The sequence below is a fragment of the Qipengyuania seohaensis genome, from assembly GCF_002795865.1.
GTDB classification, from domain to species: Bacteria; Pseudomonadota; Alphaproteobacteria; order Sphingomonadales; family Sphingomonadaceae; genus Qipengyuania; species Qipengyuania seohaensis.
Map to the genome: position 1 here is coordinate 2178214 of NZ_CP024920.1, position 21644 is coordinate 2199857.

At 62.0% G+C, this 21644-nt stretch carries 17 protein-coding genes; 14 read left to right on the forward strand and 3 right to left on the reverse strand.

Annotated features, from left to right (window positions below; genetic code table 11):
* Positions 1 to 38: 38 nt before the first annotated feature.
* The gene (locus CVE41_RS10630) at positions 39 to 1946 is read right to left on the reverse strand and encodes a TonB-dependent receptor (RefSeq protein ID WP_232725660.1); all 1908 of its coding nucleotides are present in this window, start codon (positions 1944 to 1946) and stop codon (positions 39 to 41) included.
* On the opposite strand from CVE41_RS10630, the gene CVE41_RS14910 reads away from it, so the two are divergent.
* The 4 genes from CVE41_RS14910 (at position 1933) to CVE41_RS10650 (ending at position 5337) form a co-directional block, all read left to right on the forward strand.
* Positions 1933 to 2349: a hypothetical protein gene (locus CVE41_RS14910; RefSeq protein WP_232725661.1), complete on the forward strand. Its 417-nt coding sequence runs from the start codon at positions 1933 to 1935 to the stop codon at positions 2347 to 2349. The genes CVE41_RS10630 and CVE41_RS14910 overlap by 14 nt on opposite strands.
* Positions 2346 to 3059 (forward strand): ATP-dependent Clp protease proteolytic subunit, encoded by a 714-nt coding sequence (locus CVE41_RS10640; RefSeq protein WP_100260629.1) that lies wholly within the window; start codon positions 2346 to 2348, stop codon positions 3057 to 3059. Before CVE41_RS14910 ends, CVE41_RS10640 begins: the two co-directional genes overlap by 4 nt.
* A gap of 190 nt (positions 3060 to 3249) precedes the next feature.
* Positions 3250 to 4515: an ATP-dependent Clp protease ATP-binding subunit ClpX gene (clpX, locus tag CVE41_RS10645; RefSeq protein WP_100260630.1), complete on the forward strand. Its 1266-nt coding sequence runs from the start codon at positions 3250 to 3252 to the stop codon at positions 4513 to 4515.
* Between the two features lie 147 nt (positions 4516 to 4662).
* Positions 4663 to 5337 (forward strand): response regulator transcription factor, encoded by a 675-nt coding sequence (locus CVE41_RS10650; protein ID WP_232725663.1) that lies wholly within the window; start codon positions 4663 to 4665, stop codon positions 5335 to 5337.
* Positions 5338 to 5412: 75 nt separating this feature from the next.
* On the opposite strand, the gene CVE41_RS10655 is transcribed toward CVE41_RS10650, so the two are convergent.
* Both CVE41_RS10655 and CVE41_RS10660 read right to left on the reverse strand, forming a co-directional pair.
* On the reverse strand, positions 5413 to 8136 hold the full coding sequence (locus tag CVE41_RS10655) for a TonB-dependent receptor domain-containing protein (RefSeq protein WP_100260632.1): 2724 nt from the start codon (positions 8134 to 8136) through the stop codon (positions 5413 to 5415).
* A gap of 108 nt (positions 8137 to 8244) precedes the next feature.
* Positions 8245 to 9819: a hypothetical protein gene (locus CVE41_RS10660; protein ID WP_100260633.1), complete on the reverse strand. Its 1575-nt coding sequence runs from the start codon at positions 9817 to 9819 to the stop codon at positions 8245 to 8247.
* Between the two features lie 265 nt (positions 9820 to 10084).
* On the opposite strand from CVE41_RS10660, the gene CVE41_RS10665 reads away from it, so the two are divergent.
* The 10 genes from CVE41_RS10665 (at position 10085) to CVE41_RS10710 (ending at position 21598) form a co-directional block, all read left to right on the forward strand.
* Positions 10085 to 10468 carry a tetratricopeptide repeat protein gene (locus CVE41_RS10665; RefSeq protein WP_100260634.1) on the forward strand — a complete coding sequence of 128 codons (384 nt, stop codon included), beginning with the start codon at positions 10085 to 10087 and terminating at the stop codon, positions 10466 to 10468.
* Between the two features lie 147 nt (positions 10469 to 10615).
* Complete coding sequence (locus CVE41_RS10670) at positions 10616 to 11248, forward strand: lytic transglycosylase domain-containing protein (protein ID WP_232725665.1); 633 nt, start codon at positions 10616 to 10618, stop codon at positions 11246 to 11248.
* 6 nt (positions 11249 to 11254) lie between these two features.
* Positions 11255 to 11557 (forward strand): TrbC/VirB2 family protein, encoded by a 303-nt coding sequence (locus tag CVE41_RS10675; protein ID WP_100260636.1) that lies wholly within the window; start codon positions 11255 to 11257, stop codon positions 11555 to 11557.
* 1 nt (position 11558) lies between these two features.
* The gene (locus CVE41_RS10680; protein ID WP_090478181.1) at positions 11559 to 11843 is read left to right on the forward strand and encodes a type IV secretion system protein VirB3; all 285 of its coding nucleotides are present in this window, start codon (positions 11559 to 11561) and stop codon (positions 11841 to 11843) included.
* Entirely contained in the window at positions 11833 to 14268 is a 2436-nt protein-coding gene (locus CVE41_RS10685) for a VirB4 family type IV secretion/conjugal transfer ATPase (RefSeq protein ID WP_100260637.1), read from the forward strand. Before CVE41_RS10680 ends, CVE41_RS10685 begins: the two co-directional genes overlap by 11 nt.
* Positions 14265 to 15434 (forward strand): type IV secretion system protein, encoded by a 1170-nt coding sequence (locus CVE41_RS10690; protein WP_100260638.1) that lies wholly within the window; start codon positions 14265 to 14267, stop codon positions 15432 to 15434. Before CVE41_RS10685 ends, CVE41_RS10690 begins: the two co-directional genes overlap by 4 nt.
* Positions 15431 to 16204: a TrbG/VirB9 family P-type conjugative transfer protein gene (locus CVE41_RS10695; protein ID WP_100260639.1), complete on the forward strand. Its 774-nt coding sequence runs from the start codon at positions 15431 to 15433 to the stop codon at positions 16202 to 16204. Before CVE41_RS10690 ends, CVE41_RS10695 begins: the two co-directional genes overlap by 4 nt.
* Positions 16204 to 17337 carry a TrbI/VirB10 family protein gene (locus tag CVE41_RS10700; RefSeq protein WP_100260640.1) on the forward strand — a complete coding sequence of 378 codons (1134 nt, stop codon included), beginning with the start codon at positions 16204 to 16206 and terminating at the stop codon, positions 17335 to 17337. The genes CVE41_RS10695 and CVE41_RS10700 overlap by 1 nt, the downstream gene beginning before the upstream one ends.
* 14 nt (positions 17338 to 17351) lie before the next feature.
* Positions 17352 to 18380, forward strand: a complete 1029-nt coding sequence (virB11, locus tag CVE41_RS10705) for a P-type DNA transfer ATPase VirB11 (protein ID WP_100260641.1) — start codon at positions 17352 to 17354, stop codon at positions 18378 to 18380.
* Between the two features lie 200 nt (positions 18381 to 18580).
* Positions 18581 to 21598 carry a TonB-dependent receptor gene (locus CVE41_RS10710; RefSeq protein ID WP_100260642.1) on the forward strand — a complete coding sequence of 1006 codons (3018 nt, stop codon included), beginning with the start codon at positions 18581 to 18583 and terminating at the stop codon, positions 21596 to 21598.
* The last annotated feature ends 46 nt before the right edge of the window (positions 21599 to 21644 follow it).

Consider the following 21644-nt stretch of genomic DNA (forward strand, 5'->3'; position numbering starts at 1 on the left):
CGCCTTCCTGCCACAGCGATCCGGCTTTGCAAATGTAGCTAGAAGTCGCCGCTTACGGAGAAGCGGAAGATAGGACCGATCCTGCGGTCGACTTCTTCGCTGAAGAGCACGTCGCCATCAGGGCGCGGACCATCGAAGACGGTGCGCGAGAAGTAGTTTCGTGCGCCGAATGCATTACTGTAATTAGCGCTGACGGTCAGCCCGAATACGTCCTTGTGCTCGATAAAAAAGTTCGCAAACGTCGGGCCTTCCCAGCCCCGTCCGATTTCGAACCTGCGCGAATAGCCTGCTGGATTGTTCGAGAACAAATTCAACCCATAAGCCCAATCGGTGCGCGGGACATCGTGGCGGAAATCCACATCGATCATGTCGATAAGGTCGTAGGAAAACGCGCGATCTTCGCCGGTGAACGGGTCCGTCACGCTCATCCAGCGCTTTACCGCGTCGAAATCGACGCGGGCGCCGCTTATTCCGAGCGGGTCGAGATTGAGCGTGCCCGACAGCTCCAAGTGCAGACGGTCGGCGCTGCCGATATTTCCGCGCGCTTCGCCGCCGTTATCGAGCGGGAACCAGTCGATGAAGTCCTCGAACCAGCCCTGGCGCGCTTCGAACTTTACGGACCCCCATTTGCCAAGGCCCTTGTTTACCTCGAGCTCGAGATCCCAGCTCTGGTAGGGCACGAGTTCGTTATTGCCGCCGTTCTCGTTCTCATCGTTGAGCGAGACGCTCGCGAGGAAGTCGCCGAACGACAGCTGGCTTACGCGGCGTGCCGCGGTAATCGAGATGTCGAGATCGTCCTCGGGTTTCCAGGTCACGGCAAGCGATCCCTTCGGCCGCTTGAAGCTGCGCGAATTGGCGGCGACACCGGTCTGCTCGATGGTCGAAAACTCTGCCGAGGCGATCGCCTGCAACGAAAGGGTCGGCGAAAGGCTCTTGGAATAGCTGAGCGCACCCTCGTAGCGATCCTCGCTTACGCCGCCGTTCCCGCCGGGAAAGGGGATGGGCTCGAACTCGCCGCCCGGACCCAGCGTGAATAGTGCCGAAACGCGGTCGAGGCGGTTGAATGCGGCTTCGCCGGACACTTGCCAGTCGGCATCCCACATCGACCAACCGTACTCGAACCGGCCGATCCGCTCGCCTTCGCCGTTGGTCTGGTGATAGCGCGACCCGTTGGCTGGGGTATCGTCGTCGAACGTGTCGATCAGGTCATTGGTGAAGTTGTCGCGTTCGAACCGTTCGAGTGCGATGAGTTTCAGGCGGCCGGGGCCGAGCGGGAATTCGATATCTCCGCCGATCTCGTATTCGGGTCCGTCTTCGCGTTCGCGCACGTCTCGAAAGCGCATCGGGCCGATGACCGGAGTGCCGGTTTCGGGAATGTTGCGGAACAGGAAGTCCTCGCCATAGCTGAGGTTGAGATTGGCGGTAACATTCTCGCTCAAATTATAGGTGAAGTTGGTCGACAGCTTGGGGTTGTCGAATCCGCCGGAAAATTTCGTATATTGCTCCTCGATCAGGGAACCGTCCGGTCCGAAGACGAGGATGGGACCGTCCGCACCGAAGCGATTGTTATCGTTGGAAAGCGAAACGGTGTAATCCAGTCGTCCACTGCTACCGGAAAGGGAGATTTCACCCCCGAACAGCTGGGCCTCGGTATTGTAAGCGCGAAAGCCCGTGTTCCAGCGAAACTGGCCCGAAGGCCCAGTGCTTTCGTAAATGACATTGGCCACAAGCCCTGTGAGGCCCGGAATGTCGGTCGTGTTGCCGTCGACCAATTCGATCCGGATCACGTCGTCGGCAGGGATGCGTGCAAGCTGCTCGCGCAGGCTGTCCGACTTGCTGGAAAACCTCTCTCCGTTGACGATGACGTTCTGGTTTGCTTGGCCCAGGCCGCGTTGTCCGTTGTCATTGCCACCCGAGATGCTGAAACCGGGAATGCGGCTGACCATGTCCAGCGCATTGCGCGGGGCAAACTGTGTGAAAAAGGCAGGCTCGAATACGCGCGAACCGGTGTTCTGCGGTGCAGGCTCGCTCGGCGGCGGGGCTGCATCGTCACTTGCTTCCTGGGCAATGGCGGGGGCAGCCGACATCGCAATCACAGCGCAACCACAGAGAAATAAATATCTGTTATACAAGGGTTTTGGTTTCCTCTCCATGCTTTTCGTTTACAAACGTAGGCGATGGGTGGAACGTGGCATCGACGAAGGACTCGCCGGGCCCGACGAACGGCATTTGCGTCCGACGAACGGCGTGCGGCTGGCGGTAGTCGCGCGAGCCGTGGTTAAAAGCCTTGAACATCGCGGCAGCTATCGCGACATAGACGCGAACCAATCGATACGAGGAATTTCATGATCAACCTGTTCGGCGACGATGCACACGGCACCCAAGGCCAGTTTTCCCGCGATCCCGTGACGGGGGCGCTGGTGCCGACCGTTGTCGAGCAATCGAGCCGTGGCGAACGCGCGTTCGACATTTTCAGCCGCTTGCTGCGTGAACGCATCGTATTCGTGACCGGCCAGGTCGAAGATACGATGGCTTCGCTGATCGTGGCGCAGCTGCTGTTCCTCGAAAGTGAAAACCCTTCCAAGCCGATCAGCATGTACATCAATTCGCCGGGCGGCGTTGTGACTGCAGGCATGGCGATCCATGACACTATGCAGTACATCAAGCCGCGCGTGTCGACGGTCTGCATCGGCCAGGCTGCCTCTATGGGCAGCTTCCTGCTGGCCGCGGGCGAGCCTGGCATGCGCATCGCGCTCCCCAATGCCCGCGTCATGGTCCACCAGCCTTCGGGCGGTGCACGCGGCATGGCATCGGATATCGAGATCCAGGCACGCGAGATCCTGCGCATCCGCAAGCGGATGAACGATCTCTATGTGAAATACACCGGCCAGAGCCTGACCGACATCGAAAAGGCAATGGATCGCGACACCTTCCTCGAGGCCGACGAAGCCATGAAATTCGGCATCGTCGACAAGGTCTTCGAGGCGCGCCCGGAAAACGAAGGCGACGACGAGCCGACCAAGGACGAAGACAAGGGTTCGGGCGGCGCGCCCGAATAAACAGTGCCGATCGGCGCGGATTTTCCGTCCCGCTGCCGGACTGTTGCGAAATTGTCGTAGGAATTGAGCAACCTTGCCGCTTCAGTTTGTGGCAAGGGGATGGAATTACCTAGGATATTGACCCAAACCCGCACCGGCCTAGAGTCGGCGAATCCCAGTCTGTGGGCGGACCAGCGGGGCAGAGCAGGAAATGACCAAGTTGAGCGGAACCGATAGCAAATCCACGCTGTACTGCAGCTTCTGCGGGAAATCGCAGCATGAAGTTCGCAAACTGATCGCGGGACCGACCGTGTTCATCTGCGACGAATGCGTGGAATTGTGCAACGACATCATCCGCGAAGAAACCAAGGCCGGCATTTCGGGCAAGAAGGACGGCGACGTCCCGACCCCGTCGGAAATCTTCGCTACATTGAACGATTACGTGATCGGCCAGGACCGCGCCAAGCGCGTCCTCTCGGTCGCCGTGCACAATCACTACAAGCGCCTGAAGCATGCCGGCAAGGCCGGCGATGTCGAGCTGGCGAAGTCGAACATCCTGCTCGTCGGTCCGACCGGCTCGGGCAAGACGCTGCTGGCGCAGACGCTGGCGCGCACCTTCGACGTTCCCTTCACCATGGCCGACGCGACCACGCTGACCGAAGCGGGTTACGTGGGCGAGGACGTCGAGAACATCATTCTCAAGCTGCTCCAGTCGTCCGACTACAATGTCGAGAAGGCGCAGCACGGCATCGTTTACATCGACGAAATCGACAAGATTACCCGCAAGGCGGAAAACCCTTCCATCACTCGCGACGTTTCGGGTGAAGGCGTCCAGCAGGCATTGCTCAAGCTAATGGAAGGCACAACCGCCAGCGTTCCGCCTCAGGGCGGCCGCAAGCACCCGCAGCAGGAGTTCCTGCAGGTCGACACGACGAACATCCTGTTCATCTGTGGCGGCGCCTTCGCAGGCCTGGAAAAGATCATTGCCGACCGCTTGCAGAAGCGTTCGATCGGCTTCGGCGCGCATGTCGCCGATCCGGACAAGCGCCGCGTGGGCGAATTGCTCGAAAAGGGCGAACCGGAAGACTTGCTGAAGTTCGGGCTTATCCCGGAATTCGTTGGCCGTCTCCCTGTCATCGCGACCCTGCGCGACCTCGACGTCGATGCTCTGGTCACCATCCTGACCGAACCGAAGAACGCGCTGGTCAAACAGTACCAGAAGCTGTTCGAACTCGAGGACGTAGAGCTGACGTTCCAGGAAGACGCTCTCCAGACCGTCGCCGAGAAGGCGATCAAGCGCAAGACGGGTGCCCGCGGCCTCCGTTCGATCGTCGAAGGCATCCTGCTCGACACGATGTTCGACCTGCCGGACATGGACGGCGTCACGGAAATTGTAATCGATGCCGATGTCGTCGAAGGCAAGAAGGATCCGATCCAGGTCCACGGCGGCAAGAAGAAGAAGGAAGAGGCCGCCTAAGCCTCTCCCACACCAGGAAAATCATGACGGCGCCCGCTTCGAGATCGAAGCGGGCGCCGTTTTGTTACAGCCTGCGAAAACCGGTCATATGGCAGTCACATCGCGCCGCCATCACTCCTCAAATACTGGGGCTTAAGGACTTCGCGGGTGAGCGTAACCACTATCTTGATGACCGGCGATGACGGGGACATCTTCGGCGATTTTGACCATGGCGATGAGCAATATGTTTTCGGGCGCCTGACGCCTGCCGGGCCCGGACGTCTAATCGAAGGACCAATCTGCGCCTTCATCGACTGGGTGCTTACGGACATGTCCGGCCTCGAAATGTGCCGCCGGCTGAGGGCCGATCCTCGTACATCTTCTGCCCACATCACGATGATCCTCGAAGGCTGCGATGCGGAAGACAAGCGGCGCGCGCTGGCCGCCGGTGCGGACGATTATATCGTTGGCCCGGTTGACCGTACCACGGTGCTCGATCGGGTGCTGGCCCTGGGAACAGGACGCTCGGGAACGGCAGCGCTCAAGACGTTTACCCTCGGCGAGCTGGAAATCGACATGGATGCGCTTCAGGCCCGCTGGGCGGACAAGCCCATATCGCTCCGCCCGAACGAATTCCGCCTGCTGCGCTATTTCGCGGAAAATGCGGACCGCGTCCTTTCGCGCGACGATCTGATCGAGGGACTCGGAAAGCAGGAGCCGCCGATCGACGAAAGAACGGTGGACGTGTGGATCGGTCGCTTGCGCCGCGCCCTGCGCGCGGCCGGTGCGGGCGAACCCATTCGTACAGTCAGGTCGCTGGGCTACGTCTACGACAGCCACTGATCAGCGACCGGATAAGAGAAAAAGGGCCGCCTCCCATATCGAGAGGCGGCCCTTTTCCGTTGGGAGCTGGTAGTCCTAGAATTTGAGCGATGCGCCGAGGCTGAAGCTGCGCCCGACTTGGTAGCTGTTCACGTCGATGCGTTTTTCGCCGTTGGTCTGGAATTCCTCGTGGTCGGTGCCTGTAAGGTTGCGAGCTTCGAACTTGAGTTCCAGCTCGCTGCCGAAGACTTCGAAACCTTGACGTGCCACGAAGTCGAGCTGCAGACCCGGTTCCTCGATGATGTCGGGCAGGGGCCCTGCGCCGCGACTGGTCACGCGTTCGCTGGCATATTTGACCAACACGGTGAACTGGCTGAGGCGGTCGAGGTCCTCGAGGCCCAGCTGCAAATTGACGATATGGTCGGACTGGCCGGTCAGCGGAACACCGTCGTCGAAGAAGTTGGTCGCAGGCTGGTCTGCGAACGGAAAAACCGACGCTATGTCGTATTCGGCGACTGAGATTTCCGATTGCGTGTAGGTGTAGTTGGCAATCGCCACGAAGCGCTTGCTGTCGAACCAGTCTCCCAGGTCGTAGAGGTCGTAGTTCCACTCGATCTCGAACTCGCCACCGTAGAGCTGCGCCTTGGGAGCGTTGGCGAAGCCCGCGATGATATCGTTGTCGGAGAAGCTGGTGAAGATCTCGATCGGGTTCTCGATATCCTTGTAGAAGCCTGCCGCACTGATGCGGCTGCCGGCGCCGAAATAATATTCGAAACGCGCCTCGGCATTGATCAGTTCGCTGTCGACCAGCCGCGGATTGCCGTTGAACTGGCGGTTCGTTTCCGGATCGAAATAGGTCTGGAAGATCAGCTCGCGGAATTGGGGGCGGGCGATGGTCTTGGATGCGCTGGCACGGAACTGCAGATCATCGCTGATTTCCCAGGTCAGCGTGCCGCCGGGCAGCCAGTAGTCGTTCGAAAGCGATGTGCCGCTGGTGGAACCCAGCGGTTCGGCGAAAACCTCGACCGCCTGGACCGATTGGTTCGCATCCTCGTAGCGAACGCCGATATCCAGGGCGACCACATCGAAGGGTGTGATTGCTAGCTTGGCGTAGGCCGCATTGATTTCGAGGTCGGCGGCGAATGCGGGGTCGCTCTGGGTCGTTTCGAAGATGTTGTACTCGAATGGTCCGATGCCGGCTCCTTCCTGCGCATCGCGATCGAAGCCCAGCGCAATCAGCGCATCGCCCAGCAGGTTGTCCGGGCGGAACGCGCCGAACGCATCGGGATAGGCGCTGGAGGCGCGGATATCGAACTCGCGCCGGGTCGAGAAACGGCTGGTGTCGGTATAGGCGTAACCCACCGTCGCGCTCAGCCAATCGGCGAAGAAATAGCCGACATCGGCGCCGCCGTAGTAGAGGTCTTCCTTGAGATCCGAAAAGCCGACGATCGCACCACCGCGCTGAGGGTCCAGCGTGTTGAGGAAAATGCCGCCGAGCGGGTCGTTCTCGTTATTGGTGCGTACGTAGGTGAACTCGTACTCGAACGGGGCCTCGCGCTTGGTCTGGGCATAGCCGCCGCGCAGGTCGATCGACAGGTCGCCGAACTTCAGTTCCGCCACGCCTTGCGTGTTGAAGAGCTGGCGTTCGAACCACGAGGTGTCCTGGATGATTTCCTCGTCATCGTCCTGGAAGTCGATCCCGCGTGCGAGCGAGGCGCGCTTGAGCGTGTCATGGATGAACAGGTTGGTGAGGCGGAACTTGTGCTGTCCCACCTCCAGCCCGAAGCCGAGCATGGCGTTCGCCAGCATACGGTTGTCCGTCACGAATTGGTCGAAGTCGGTATCGAGATCCAGTGCCTCGTTGACTGCGGTCTGGCGCGTAATGAAGCGGTTGCGCCACTTGTTGCTGAGAGACGCCGTGGCGATAACGCCGAACTGGCCGTCCTGGAAAACGTCGACTGCCGTCCCTGCGGTAATGCCGCCGGAGAAATTGGCCGGAACATCGCCCAGCTTCTGTACGAGGATAAGGTTGGGATCGTTGAGGTCGCCGAGGATGCCCTGCAGGTCGACGTCATCGTCGCCAATGCGGGCGCCGCTGTCGAAGAAGCCCTGCAACGCGTTGTAGTTCGAAACGTCGCGGCGGCTATTGTCGAAGCCGGTCCAGTCGTAATCACCGCCGTAATAGCTGTAGCCCGGTCCGAACGTGGTTTCGCTGTCGCCGCTGATCGACGCGGATACGGTGAGGAAGCTTTCGGTCGGGATGGCGCGGGTAGTGAGATTGATCACGCCGCCGCCGAATTCGCCGGGGAAGTTGGCCGAATAGGTCTTCTGGACAAGGCTGGAGGCGACAACGCTGGTCGGGAAGATGTCGAGCGGCACCACGCGGCTGAGCGGCTGGGGCGAGGGCAGGGGCAGGCCGTTGAGCAGGGCGAGCGAATATCGGTCACCGAGACCGCGGACATAGACAAGACCGTTGCCCTGGGTAGACAGGCCGGTGACGCGGCCAAGCGCGCCAGCGATGTCGCCTTCACCGGTACGGGCGATACTCTCGGTGTCGAGAACCGTGATGACCTGGCTGGAAGAGCGGGTCACGTCGCGCTGGCGGCGACCCGTAACGATGATCGAAACGCCTGGGACGGAGATGTCGGGCTGGGCCTGCTCTTCGACATCGGCAATGTCGTCGGTCAATTCCTCGTCGGGAACCTCTTCCTCGGTCGGCGGCGGGCCTTCGGCGCCCGTGCTCTGCGCCAGGGCGGCTGCCGGGAAGGTTAGGGCGGTTGAGAGCAGGAGCAGCCCTGCCAGCTGCTTGCCAGTGGACATTTGATGACCCCCTTGAAGACTAGGTCGAAACAGGTTGAGGCATCGGCCTCGAAAGATGTGAGGGCGGGGACAGCGCGTGAAAGCGCCGCCCCCGCCCGGCTTGTGCGATCAGTTGTAGACCGGCAGGCTGTCGCAGCCCGACACGGCGTTATCGAACGTCACCGTCGCCGAGTTGCAGGTCCAGCCGTTCACCCAGGTGTCGTTGCCAGGGAAGGCCGCGCCGATGTTGCTCGGCAGCTCGAAGAAGCTCGACCATGCGGTAACATCGAAAACCGGCACGGCATTTTCGTTCGATCCGTTTACGAACAGCATCGACAGCAGGTTGACGAAGGCGGAGTTGTTGTTGGTGCCTGCATCGAACACCGCGCCGATTTCAGCCGCAGTAGCGCCAGAGCTGTCGCGGAACGGCGTGGCACAGTCGAGAACCAGCGAGTCGAAGGCGACCGGGCCGGCTTCGTCGATGGCGCCATTGGCTGCGCGGGTCAGCTCTTCCTGGCCATCGATGCGCAGGCAGGGCGTGTCGTTAGCCGAGACGACGACCGAGTTGGCGATGCGGTAGTCCGCAAAGCCGCGGATGCGGATTACCTGATCGTCGGCCTTCTGGTGAACGAAGGTCGCATTCGAGATGCGCGTGTCCTGACGCGGTGTCGAATCGTTGAAGGCGTTGTCGGAATCGGCTTCGATGATCGTGTCGCCGGCGCCCGGGCGCTGGATCGCGATCACATACTGCAGGTTTGCCTTCACACCGGTGTCGGTGTCGATGCTGTCGTCTTCAGCGCCCACCACGATCATGTTCTTCACATTCACGCGTCCGCCGAAGAATTCGACGCCGTCATCCGAGCTGTTGTAGCTCATGATGTTTTCCAGCGTCGTGCCCGAACCGATGCCGCCAGTGGTCAGCGACTGAAGTTCGTTGTCGCCCGAAAGGACGAAGCCCGAATAGCGGATCTGAACGAACTTCATGCTGCCCGAGCTGTCGCCCGGGGTCGCCCCGCCGAAGATGGCCGGATCGGCTGCACCTTCGACCTGGCGTTCGCAGTTGACGCTGCCCGGCGTTGCGCCCGAAGCGATGCAGTCGGTGACCGGAGCGCGGCCCGAAAGGACGACGCCGCCCCACTGGCCGGAAGAGTTCGCACCATTGATGCCGATGACATTGTCGCGGCTGGTGAAGATGATCGGGCGGGTGGCCGTGCCGTTCGCCTCGATGGTGTTGCCGCGGTTGACGTTCAGGAAGCTCGAACCCGAGGCATAGATGATCACGCCCGGCTCTATGGTCAGCTCGACATCGGTATCCGAAAGACCGTCGCTAGCGTCGGGAGCGGGGCCGCCGTCGGTGCCCACGTCGACGCGGCCGTTCATGCGATAAAGCAGGCCTTCGATATAGGGGAGGGTAATGCTGGCGTTGATGCGCGAGGGCAGCGTGCAGACCCGGTATTCGCCGGTCGGGCCCGTGATCGTGCCATCATCGGTCAGTCCCTGCGGGTCGCTGATCGTCGGACAGCCATTTGCCGGCGTCACGGTCGACGGCGGCGGCGTCGGGGTCGGGGTGGGAGCAGGCGTTGCCGGCGGATTGTTGATCGTGATGTTGCCGCCGGTGCCGGGCGAAACGATTTCGTCGGCGCCGCAAGCGGACAGAGCGATGGCAGAGCAGCCCAGGACGAGCGAGCGATGAATATTTGTCACGGGTACGGTCCCCTCAAAAACCGGATGAGTCGGATGAATTTCAAATTGCGAATTCGTGATCGCGACTCGCCAGCTAGGGGCGGCGTGTGACAGTTTGTGACGCTTCGTGACCGTTATGTTGCACTTTCAACAGATTTCACCGCCGATCAGTGCAATCGCTGCGGATTTCGCCGGTCATTGCAGATTTGTGACAATGTTACGGTTTTGTTGCAGTCGCTGAAATCTTCGCTCAAAAAACCCCTCAAGAAAGAGTGGGAGTGAAAAGATGTCCTTCGTCGTCGCAGCAACGGTTCTGGTTATGGGTAGTGGCCCGATCGAAGTCGTTTCGAATGCCGAGCCGAGCTACAATATCGGTTATGAAGAGCTGGTGGCCGGGGATCCCGCCGGTGCTCTCGAAGTACTCGAAGCGCAGTCGGGCGCCGATGCGCAGGATCCGGCGCGGCTCATCAACCACGGGGTCGCTCTGGCGCGTCTCGGTCAGCACGAGGGCGCACGTGAACGCTTCCAGCAGGCCGCCCGGCTGGACGACCGTTATCGCCTGGAGACCGCAGATGGATCATGGGTCGACTCGCGTGTGCTTGCGCGTCGCGGCCTCGCGATGATCGATGAAGGACGCACCACCGGCTTCGCATCGCTGGCCAGCCGCTAGGCCGACAGAACACCACCGAGATGCCCGCTTTCCTTTACGGAGAGCGGGCTTTTTCATTGGGGAAAGAGTTTTCCCCAGGCATTCAGCTTCTTGTCACCCTCGTGTCATGTAAGGTCTCCAGAGGGGCCGCACGGAGGGTGTTCGACGATGATTCGTACACGATGGGTGCTCCACGCGATTTGCGTAGGCGGAGCATTCGCCGCTTTCCCGGTGAAGGCGGACGTCATGGAGATCGATGCTGACGGAGCGCGCTGGATAGCCGGCGACCGCGCCGCCACTGAAGCTGCGCCCGACCAGTTTATCATCCCGGCCGATGGCAACGAAACGGTCCCCGAAGGGCTGGCCATCCCCGATCATGTCATCGCCGACCCCGCTGCACATTCGGCAGGCGTGCCGGAAATCTACCGCGCCAAGATCGCCGAACTTTCGCAGCGCTTCGACCTGTCGCAATCGCTCCTCGAAGCAATGGTCTGGCAGGAAAGCCGCTGGCGGCACGACGCCGTTTCGCCTGCGGGCGCGCAGGGCCTAGCCCAGCTGATGCCCGCGACCGCGCGCGAACTGGGCGTGGATCCACGCGATCCCTTCGCCAATCTCGAAGGCGGCGCGCGTTACCTGAGGGCGCAGCTCGATCGCTTCGACGGCGACCTGGAAAAAGCGCTCGCCGCATACAACGCCGGTCCGGGATGCGTGGAGCGCGCAGGCGGCGTCCCGCGCATTCGCGAAACACAGCTTTACGTGGCCTCGATCATGGGCCGCCTTGCAGATCATTCACGGGAGTAATCCGACTTGAAATCGCTTGTCACCCGCTCGGCCGCACTGGCCATGTTGCTCTGGCCGACCGCCGCTTTCGCGCAAGCCGCCGACCCCGCGGGCTCGGGGCCCATCGTTAATGCTCTGTCGTGGCTTCAGGGCACTTTGCTCGGCAATGTCGCGACCGCCGTAGCAGTCATGGCGGTTGCAGCGGTCGGCTTCATGATGCTGACCGGACGCCTCAACTGGCGCTTCGGTGCGACCGTGATCATCGGCGTGTTCATCCTGTTCGGCGCGGCTTCGATCGTCGCCGGTATCCAGGGCGTGGCGGCAGGCTGATATGACCGCTCTCGTCCGCCACCCCGTCCATAAGGCGCTCACCCGGCCGCAGATGTTTGCCGGCGTGACGTTCAATTACTTCATCATCAACGGGGTGGTGACGACCGAGATTTTCCTCATCACGGGCAGCTTCTGGGCGCTGTTTGCCGCGCTCGTCATGCATGGCGTGGGCTATTTCGCCTGCCTGCGCGAACCGCGGATTTTCGACCTCTGGATGACCAAGGTCAGCAAATGCCCGCGCGTGAAGAATTACAAGCGCTGGGGGTGCAACAGCTATGCCGCGTGACCGCAAATGGATCGGCCCCGCCTCGTGGAGTGTGCGGGAAGCGAAGGCGGGCGACCGCCTGCCCTATTCGCGTATGGTGGACGAAAATACCGTCCTGCTGCGCGACGGCAGCGTGATGACCGCAATCCAGGTCCCCGGTCTGCTGTTCGAGACCGAGGATAGCGAGGCCCTGAACGCCCACGCCGCCACACGAGAAGTAGTGCTGCGTTCCACGCTCGATGCGCGCTTCGTGCTTTATCATCACGTCATCAGGCGCCGTGTTTCGATCGACCTCGAAGCGGAATTTCCCGATCCCATCAGCCGCCATATCGATGCGCGCTGGAAAGAGCGGCTCGGCTCGGGCCAGCTATTCGTCAACGACCAGTTCATTACGCTGATCCGGCGCCCTGCGCGCGGCAAGGCGGGCTGGGCCGAGAAGGTGTCCAAGCGCCTCAAAGGCCGCAAGGACCGGCTGGAAGCCGATCCCAAGGACCTGCGCAGCCTGCGTGCTGCCGCACAGGGGCTCATTGCTTCGCTGCAGGCTTACGGCGCTGTGCCCCTAGGCGATTATGTCGGTGCACAGGGCAATACCAATTCCGAAATGCTGGAGCTGCTTTCCGCGCTCTACAACGGCGAGATGCGCCCGGTGCGCAAGCCTGCGGACGACGTCGATATCGGCCACATGCTGCCCTATCGCCGCGTCAGCTTCGGTCTCGACGCGATGGAACTGCGCGGATCCGGCTCGCCCGATTTCGCAGCCATCCTGGGCCTCAAGGATTACCCTGAGGCGACCAGCCCGGGCCTGCTCGACGGCCTGTTGCGCCTGCCGTTCGAAATGGTTGTGTGCGAAAGCTATGCCCCGGCCGAGCGCCAGACCGCGCGAGAGCGGATGGACCTTTCGATCCGGCGCCTGAAATCGGCTGACGAGGAAGCCATGGCCGAGCGTGCGGACATGATGTCCGCCCGCGATGCGCTTGGCAACGGGGCGGTGGGCTTCGGCGATCATCACCTCACCGTAATGGTGAAAGAGCGCGATCTCGCCCGCCTCGACGATGCGACAGCGGCATGCAGTGCCGCTCTTGCCGATACCGGAGCGATCGCGGTCCGCGAAGATACCAACCTCGAACCTGCTTTCTGGGGCCAGTTCCCGGGCAACGAGAGCTATCTCGTGCGCCGCGCCCTGATCTCTAGCGCGAACATGGCGAGCTTCGGTTCGCTGCATGGCTTTGCGCTCGGCCAGGCGAAGGGCAACCACTGGGGCGATGCCGTCACCCTGCTGGAAACCACCAGCGCGACCCCGTTCTTCTTCAATTTCCACCACGGCGACCTTGGCAATTTCTCGGTCATCGGGCCGAGCGGGTCGGGCAAGACCGTGGTCATGAATTTCCTCGCTGCGCAGGCTCAGAAGTTCAAACCGCGCACAGTCCTCTTCGACAAGGACCGCGGCGCGGAGCTTTTCGTGCGCGGGATCGGCGGACGCTACGACAGTATCCGCGCGGGCGAGCCCACCGGGTTCAATCCACTCGGCCTGTCCGACAGCCCGACCAACAAGGCATTCCTGCGTGACTGGCTTGGCGTCCTGCTGAATGCGAACGGTCCGGAAGAAGAGGCCACTATCGCCCATGCGGTCGATGCGGCCTATGCCAATGACGCCTCGCTGCGCCGCCTGCGGCATTTCAAGGAGCTGCTCTCCGGCAGCAAGCGGCCCCAGCCGGGCGATCTGGCGGACCGCCTGTCGGCCTGGATCGGCGAGGGCGAGAAGGCCTGGCTGTTCGACAATGCGGAAGATCAACTCGACCTCTCCGCCCGCGTGCTCGGTTTCGACATGACCGCGCTGCTGGAGAACCCCGCACTGCGCACCCCGACGATGATGTATCTCTTCCACCGGATCGAAGAGCGGCTCGACGGAAGCCCCACGATGATCCTGATCGACGAGGGCTGGAAGGCGCTTGACGACGAGGTGTTCGCAGCACGCATTCGCGACTGGCTCAAGACGCTGCGCAAACGCAACGCGCTGGTCGGCTTTGCGACGCAATCCGCCCGCGATGCCCTGGAGAGCCGCATCTCGACTGCGCTGGTGGAACAGACCGCTACCATGGTCTTCATGCCCAACAGCCGTGCGCGCGCAGAGGATTATTGCGACGGGTTCGGTCTCACCAGTCACGAACTGGCGCTGATCCGCAGCTTGCCAGCGCACAGTCGCTGTTTTCTCGTGCGCCAGCCCGATGCGAGCGTGGTGGTCCGCCTCGACCTGTCGGGCGCGCCCGAAGTGCTGACTTTGCTGTCTGGCCGCGAAAGCTCTGTACGCCGCCTGGACCTGCTGCGCGAGGCAATGGGCGATGCGCCCGCCGACTGGTTCCCCGCTTTGACCGGCTCCGCATGGCCGGGCGGTGCTCAGGATAGCGCCGATAATGACGACATCCAGATAGGGCTTGCGGCAGAATGACAAGCGCAGCCTGCCAGCAAGCGACGGACCAGGTCGGCAACGGCGTCGCCGCCGCCCTGCGCGGTGTCGACTGTATGGCAGGCGAAGCGTCGGCCATGGCGTTCGGTCGCCTGTTCGCACCAGGTGGCGCCCTTGGCACCACGCTCACGATCCTGCTGACGCTTTACATTGCGGTTTTCGGCTTCCTGCTGCTGACAGGCAGGGCCAATATCGGCGTGCGCTCGCTTGTCCCGCGCATGATGACGCTCGGCCTCGTACTCACCTTCGCGACCAGCTGGGTTGCCTATCAGAGCGTGGTCTGGAACCTGGCAGTAGGAACGCCAGATTACCTCGCAGGCGTCCTGACCGGCACGCAAGGATCGGCCACGGATACCTTCGCCCAGAAAATCGACGTGGTCTTCATTGCCATCCAGGAAGCGAGCGGCAGCAACACCGATTTCTCTGCATTCTCGCCGCAAGGGATGATGTGGCTTGGCGCAATGCTGTTCATGCTCGGTACGGTTGGCCTTCTGGTCACGACCAAGATCGCACTTGGCATCCTTGTCGCAATCGGTCCGGTATTCGTTGTGCTGGCCCTGTTCAACGGCACACGCGGGTTGTTCGTCGGCTGGCTCAAGGGGCTTGTGATGTGCGCCCTGGCGCCGCTGTTCGCGGTGCTGGGCGGATCTATCATGCTCGAACTGTCGGTTCCGATCCTGTCGTCGATCACTGCGACTCCCGGCACCGTCCCGGCACAGGCCGGAATGGCCTTTTTCATGATCGGTGCGGTGCACGTCGCGCTGATGGTGCTCGTCCTCAAGGTCGCAGGTGCCATGGTTTCGGGTTGGACCGTTTTCGGCCTGGCTTCGGACAAGTCCGAGCGTGACGACCAGCCCGCCGCGCCGGCGCCCGCCCTTCAGCCCCACCTTTACGCAGCGCAGGCCGCTACCCAGGCGAGCGAACAGGCGCGCCGGATCGATGTCTCTGCAACCGCCACCGCACCTGCCGCCAACGATAGCTCCGGTGCGGTTGGCAGTGTACGCACCACCAAGGTCTATGCGACCGCTTCAGCAAATACTCAGGCCGGGCCCGATAAGGCGGGACCCAGCCGGACCATGGGGATCGGCAGCCGCTTCAAGTCCGTGCCTACCCGCGGTCCAGCCCCTTCAATGGAGAAACCGTCATGAAACGCGCAGTCCTGACCGCGCTCGTCCTTGCACTGTCTGCGACGCCGGCACTGGCGGACGCGCGGCTGAAGCAGGTCATGTACGACGAATATTCGGTCGTCACTGTGCCAGGGCGCGTCAACGTCCAGGCCAGCATCGTGTTCGGTGACGATGAGACTATCGAGAATGTCGCCATCGGCAACTCGGCAACTTGGCAGGTAACGCCGAACAAGCGTGCGAACATCCTGTTCGTCAAACCGCTGGAAGCGCGTGCTGCGACCAATCTGACGGTTGTCACCAGCAAGCGGACCTATCTGTTCGATCTGGTCGCATCGCCGACTGCAAAGCCGCTCTACGTGTTGCGCTTCGACTATCCGGCAGAGCCTGAAGAAGAGCTCGCAGACACGCAGATGGCTGCTTCCGATGCCGCCGCAGGCCCGGCGGAAGGACCAACCGAGACCTTCGACCCAGCCGACATCAACCTCGCCTGGAGCGGGGAGGGAGAAGCCTCGCTGCTGCCGGAAACCGCCTTCGACAACGGGCAGACCACGTTCCTCAAATGGCCTGCGGGCCGGGATGTGCCAGCCATCCTCGTTACCAACAGCAAGGGTGAGGAAGGACCGGTGAATTACACCGTCGACGGGAACACAATCGCGATCGACGGCGTGCCGCGTTCGATCATCCTGCGCACCGGTGAACGCACGGCGACATTGATCAACACCGGCCCTGAACGGGCCTCTACCACCCAGCAGCGCGGCGATGCCGTGCTCGCCCAAAGGGAGGCGAAGTGATGCGTCTCGCCATGCGCCTTCCAGAAAAGAAGCCCGGCGACAGCAGCGTCGCGAACGATTTCGATCCGCGCGACGAAACCGACGCCGACGTCATCGACCTCGCCCAGCGCAATGCCTTTCCCGCAGTGGCCCGTCCTGGCGGAAAGTCCGACGCGCTCGGCATGGTCGCAGGCATCGCGATCGTCGCCGGCCTGGGTGCCGTCACCTTATGGAGCATGAGCGCGGCCCGGATGCCCGAACCGCAGGGGATAGGCGGCCAACAGGCGGCTCAGCCTGCCGCAGCTCCCGCGCCAGCTGCACCGGCACCTGCTGTCGTCGTGGCACCTCCGACCGCCAACCAGCAGGCCGCGATGGCCGACCCTGCACCCGCGCCAGTGCTGGCCGCCGCGCCGCAGCCCATGGCCGGGCCCAATCCCTACAGCAATCCGACCGTCGTCTTCGATGCCGGCAGTCCTGCAGTCACCGGACCGGCTGCCGCAATCGCCGCAGAGGCAGCCAGCGGTGGAGCAACGGGCAGCGGCAATTCAGCGACCGATTTCGCCAGCCGCGTGGGCGGCGTCGGCGGTGCGCCTGCGCAGGCCAAGGCGATGACCAATCCCTCGACCACCGTCACACAAGGCACGCTGATCCCCGCGATCCTGGAGACGGCGATCGATACCAATGTGCCGGGTTTCGTGCGCGCTGTGGTCAGCCAGGACGTGCGCAGCTTCGATGGCAGCAAGGTGCTGGTGCCGCGTTCCAGCCGCCTGATCGGGCAATACCAGTCCGGGATGCAGAACGGCCAGAAACGCGCTTATGTCATCTGGACGCGCCTGATCCGGCCCGACGGGGCATCGGTGAACCTCGCTTCGCCCGCCATCGGTTTCGACGGCACGACCGGGCTCGAAGGCAAGGTCTCGGGCGCCGGTTTCTTCCAGCGCTTCGGATCTGCCATGCTGCTTTCGGTTGTCGGCGGTCTCGGCGCGCTTGCGACCGGCGGTGCCGGCGGTATCGTGCTGGGCGGGGCAAGTCAGTCGGCTGCTTCCACCGCAGCTCAGCAGGACGGCCAGCGTGGCCCGACGGTGCGGGTGAAAATGGGTGAACCGATCCGGATCTTCACCGCCCGCGATCTCGATTTTTCCAAGGTCAGCTGAGGCCCGGAGCGACCATGGCCGCCGACATCCATCCAATCCTTCCCGAAGCCGATGCGGACGCTGCGCCCGCGATCGACACGTCGGGCGAGCGAAGCGTCTATCTCGAAGCCTATCTCAAGCCGTTCGAGGAATGGCTTGAACGAGACACGGTCACCGAAATCCTGGTCAATCGCCCTGGCGAAGTATGGGTGGAGGATGCAGCAGCAGGCGGCATGCACAAGGTCGATCGCCCCGATATCGACGACCGGCTGATCCAGCGTTTGGCGGAACAGGTGGCGCGGGTCAGTCACCAGGGCATCAACCGCGAGCACCCTTTGCTTGGCGCAACGCTGCCTGATGGCGCGCGTATCCAGTTCTGCGGTCCGCCGGCTGCGCGCAAGCACTGGGCCATGGCCATTCGCCGCCATCGCCGGCTCGATCTTCCGCTCGACGCCTATGACGCGGGCCCCTTGTCGCCGCGCAAGCCTGGTGACCTTCCCGATGCGCAGGCGGAGCCGATTGCCTTCCTGCGTGAAGCCGTGCGCCAGCGCCGCACCATCCTCGTCTCCGGGGGCACCAGTACGGGCAAGACGACCTTTCTCAACGCAATGCTGGGCGAAATTCCCAAGCAGGAGCGAGTGGTCCTCGTGGAAGATACGCCCGAGCTCAAGCTGCCGGGCGAAAACGGCGTCGGCCTGGTCGCAGTGAAGGGCGAACTGGGCGAGGCCAAGGTCACGGCCAACGAGCTGTTGCAAGCTGCCTTGCGTTTGAGGCCCGACCGGATCGTGCTGGGCGAACTGCGCGGCGCGGAAAGCGTCAGCTTCCTGCGGGCGATTAACACGGGTCACCCGGGTAGCTTCTCGACGATCCATGCGAACAGCCTTCGGGGCGCGCTTGAGCAGTTGTCGCTGATGGTCATGCAGACGGGAATCGGTCTCACGCGACAGGACACGATTGCCTATGCGGCAAGCGTGATCGACGTGGTCGTGCAACTCGAACGAGGCGCGGATGGGCGGCGTGGTATCGCGCAAATCGCCAGAAGCGAGGAATTGCTCGAAGCGTGACATTTTGGCGTGGATGCGCCCTAATGCCCCGATGCCGTAACGTCAACCACCGGGCTGCATCTTTTCGCAGTCGCAACATATCCATCGCAAACTGCTGTTGCAGCGCAACAATCGTGCGCGAAACCTTGCTTGCATAGGAATTCATGATAGTTTTCGTCTCCTAGGCCGCCTCCAGAGCGGCCAGGATGAGGAGAGGGATTATGAAGATCAGAGCAGGCCTTCTGGCCGGTATCTGCGCGGGCGCGCTCGCCGTTCCAGCCTATGCACAGGATGTCACCGGGGACGACAGCCAATCCGGCATCGCGGAAAATATCGACCCTTCGCGCGTCATTATCGTGACCGCACAGCGCCAGGCGCAGAGCCTGCAGGAAGTTCCGATTGCGGTCAGCGCCTTCGATGCACAGGCTCTCGAAGCGCAGCAGATCGAGAACGCGAGTGATCTCCAGCTCACCTTGCCCAACGTCTCGTTTACCAAATCCAACTTCACCAGCGCCAGCTTCACCATCCGCGGGATCGGCGACCTTTGCGTCGGCGTCACCTGCGATGCGGCGACTGCAATTCACGTCAATGGTTCGCCTTTGTTCGGAACGCGCCTGTTCGAAGCGGAATATTTCGATCTCGAGCGCGTCGAAGTCCTGCGTGGCCCGCAGGGTACACTGTTCGGACGCAACGCAACCTCGGGCGTGGTCAACGTCGTCACCGCCAAGCCGGACCTGTCAGGCTTCGGCGCTGCAGCCGAGTTTGAATATGGCAATTTCGACAGCATTCGCGCCAAGGGCATGGTCAACGTGCCGATCGGCGACAGCATCGGCGTTCGCGTCGCGGGCTATTACCTCAACCGCGACGGCTATACCGAGAACCTGTACGACGGATCGAACATCGACGGCCGCGACATGTACGCCATTCGCGGCTCGCTCCGTTTCGAACCTACCGCGTCGACCACCATCGATCTGATGGGCTTCTACTTCCACGAGGACGACGACCGTCTGCGTATCCAGAAGCAGACCTGCCAGCGCGACCCGACCGGTGTGCTGGGCTGCCTCAATTCGCGGCGCGACTTCGACAGCGCCAATGCGAACGCAACACTCGCATCGGTGCTGACCTCGGCGGAACTCTTCACCATCCAGGGTCTGCCCGCTTCGCTGGCCCTCGGCAGCGTCTACGGCCCTGACGGCTTCGCCAATTTCGACGAGCCCGACGACGTGCGCGTCGTGAACACGCCATTCACGCCTGACTATTTTGCCGACGAACTGCAATTGCAGGCTCATCTCGACCAGGACATCGGTGCGATGAACCTGTCGCTGACCGGTATCTACCAGGAAACCACGGTCGACAGCCGGCAGGACTACAACCTCGGCGTACTCGACCGCAGCGGATATGCGACGGGCCTCAACACCCTACAGTTCTTCGCCGACAATGGCGTGCCCGTTACCGACCCGGACACCGGAGCGATCCTTGGCTTCATCCCAGGATCGAGCGCTTACTTCTCGCCGATTGCCGATGCGCTCATTCCCAATGGGCCGAACGGAGTGCTCTGCACGTCCGACAACGACGACGAGAACTTCGGTGCCTATGAGGGCAATTCCATCTGTTCGGATGCGCCGCTCAGCTTCGACAGGTCGGTCCAGTACCAGACCTCGTGGTCGGCAGAAGCGATCCTGTCGAGCGATCTCGACGGCCCGTTCAACTTCCTGATCGGCGGGATATATGCCGAGTCCGAAGTGAGCGAGAACAGCTATTACGTGAACGCTTTCGGGCTGGACTATGCAACCGGTATCCTCGGTACCTTCGCAGCCTTCGCGAATACCGATCCGGTCACCGACGCACCGGCACCGCTGCCGCCGTCCTACCTGGCGACGTCGATGTACCGGAACAACACGACCGACTTCTCGCTGCAAAGCTTCGGTATCTTCGGTGAAGTCTATTTCGACATCTCGGACCGGCTGAAGTTCACCGGTGGTCTGCGCTACAACGACGACAAGAAAACGGTCGAGGCGCGCACCACGCTGGCGAGCTTCCTGAACCCGTTTGCCAATACGGCCGACCCGTTCTCCTCTCCGTTCGTGGGAGGCTTCGATGCCGATCCGGGCACCGATGGAAACCAGCTGCTGCAGACCCGCGAAGTCTCGTTCAACGAGATAACCGGACGCGCGGTTCTGGATTACGAAATCAGCCCTGACAGCAAGATCTACTTCTCGTACTCGCGCGGTTACAAGTCGGGCGGTATCAACCCGCCGCTTTCGCCGATTTTCGCGGTCGAGGAGAGCTTCGGTTCCGAGCAGATCGATGCTTTTGAAATCGGTTCGAAGAACACTTTCCTCGATGGTGCTGCGCAGGTGAACCTCACCGGCTTCTATTACGACTACAAGGGCCTGCAGCTCAGCCGTATCGTTGCCCGTACTTCGGTCAACGACACGATCGACGCCAAGATCTGGGGTCTCGAACTCGAGACGATCATCTCGCCGAGCTACAACTGGCTGATCAACATGAACCTCAGTTGGCTCAATGCCGAGGTCGCTGGCGACCAGTTCTTCTCCAACCCGCGTGATCCGGGCGGCGGCGATCCCGACGCTGTCATCATCAAGGATCTCGGCAACGGCTCGCTCTGTGCTGTCACCGGTGCGGGGGCAGACGCTTTCGTCAACTTCCTGAACCCGTTCTTCCAGCTCCAGGGCACCAGCGAATTCCCAGCTGACGGCGGTATCGCTTCCTCGGGCGCATTCGGTATCTGCAGCATCTACGAAGCTGCCGCTGCCGGTGCGATCGGGCTGGTCAATCCCGATCTTGCCCCGCTGCAACCCTTCATCGACAGCTTTGGTCCGCTTTCGGTCCTGAGCCCCGGTGTTGAAGTCAACCTCAAGGGCAACAAGCTGCCCCAGGCGCCGGAATACAAGGCCTCGATCGGCGTTCAGTACACTGCCGAATTCGGCAGCGGCATGACGCTGGTTCCGCGCCTTGATATCGCGATGACGGGCGAGCAATACGGCAACGTGTTCAACGGATCGGTCAACCGCATCGCTCCGTTCGTGCAGGCCAATGCCCAGGTGCAGCTCAACTCTGCTGACGAGCGCTGGTATGTCCGCGCCTTCGTCCAGAACATTTTCGATGCCAACTCGGTGACGGGCCTGTACCTGACCGATGCGTCTTCGGGTAACTTCACCAACATCTTCACCCTCGACCCGCGTCGCTTCGGCGTCGCAGTCGGTGCGAAGTTCTAGGATACCCTTTCAAAAGGGGAGAGGGAGGGGCGGTCCATCGGGCCGC

Coding starts and splice junctions, on each gene's coding strand:
- CVE41_RS14910 (WP_232725661.1), top strand. CDS start 1,933: ATGCGGCTGACCATGTCCAGCGCATTGCGCGGGGCAAACTGTGTGAAA.
- CVE41_RS10630 (WP_232725660.1), bottom strand. CDS start 1,946: ATGGTCAGCCGCATTCCCGGTTTCAGCATCTCGGGTGGCAATGACAAC.
- CVE41_RS10640 (WP_100260629.1), top strand. CDS start 2,346: ATGATCAACCTGTTCGGCGACGATGCACACGGCACCCAAGGCCAGTTT.
- clpX (WP_100260630.1), top strand. CDS start 3,250: ATGACCAAGTTGAGCGGAACCGATAGCAAATCCACGCTGTACTGCAGC.
- CVE41_RS10655 (WP_100260632.1), bottom strand. CDS start 8,136: ATGTCCACTGGCAAGCAGCTGGCAGGGCTGCTCCTGCTCTCAACCGCC.
- CVE41_RS10665 (WP_100260634.1), top strand. CDS start 10,085: ATGTCCTTCGTCGTCGCAGCAACGGTTCTGGTTATGGGTAGTGGCCCG.
- CVE41_RS10670 (WP_232725665.1), top strand. CDS start 10,616: ATGATTCGTACACGATGGGTGCTCCACGCGATTTGCGTAGGCGGAGCA.
- CVE41_RS10680 (WP_090478181.1), top strand. CDS start 11,559: ATGACCGCTCTCGTCCGCCACCCCGTCCATAAGGCGCTCACCCGGCCG.
- CVE41_RS10685 (WP_100260637.1), top strand. CDS start 11,833: ATGCCGCGTGACCGCAAATGGATCGGCCCCGCCTCGTGGAGTGTGCGG.
- CVE41_RS10690 (WP_100260638.1), top strand. CDS start 14,265: ATGACAAGCGCAGCCTGCCAGCAAGCGACGGACCAGGTCGGCAACGGC.
- CVE41_RS10695 (WP_100260639.1), top strand. CDS start 15,431: ATGAAACGCGCAGTCCTGACCGCGCTCGTCCTTGCACTGTCTGCGACG.
- CVE41_RS10700 (WP_100260640.1), top strand. CDS start 16,204: ATGCGTCTCGCCATGCGCCTTCCAGAAAAGAAGCCCGGCGACAGCAGC.
- virB11 (WP_100260641.1), top strand. CDS start 17,352: ATGGCCGCCGACATCCATCCAATCCTTCCCGAAGCCGATGCGGACGCT.
- CVE41_RS10710 (WP_100260642.1), top strand. CDS start 18,581: ATGAAGATCAGAGCAGGCCTTCTGGCCGGTATCTGCGCGGGCGCGCTC.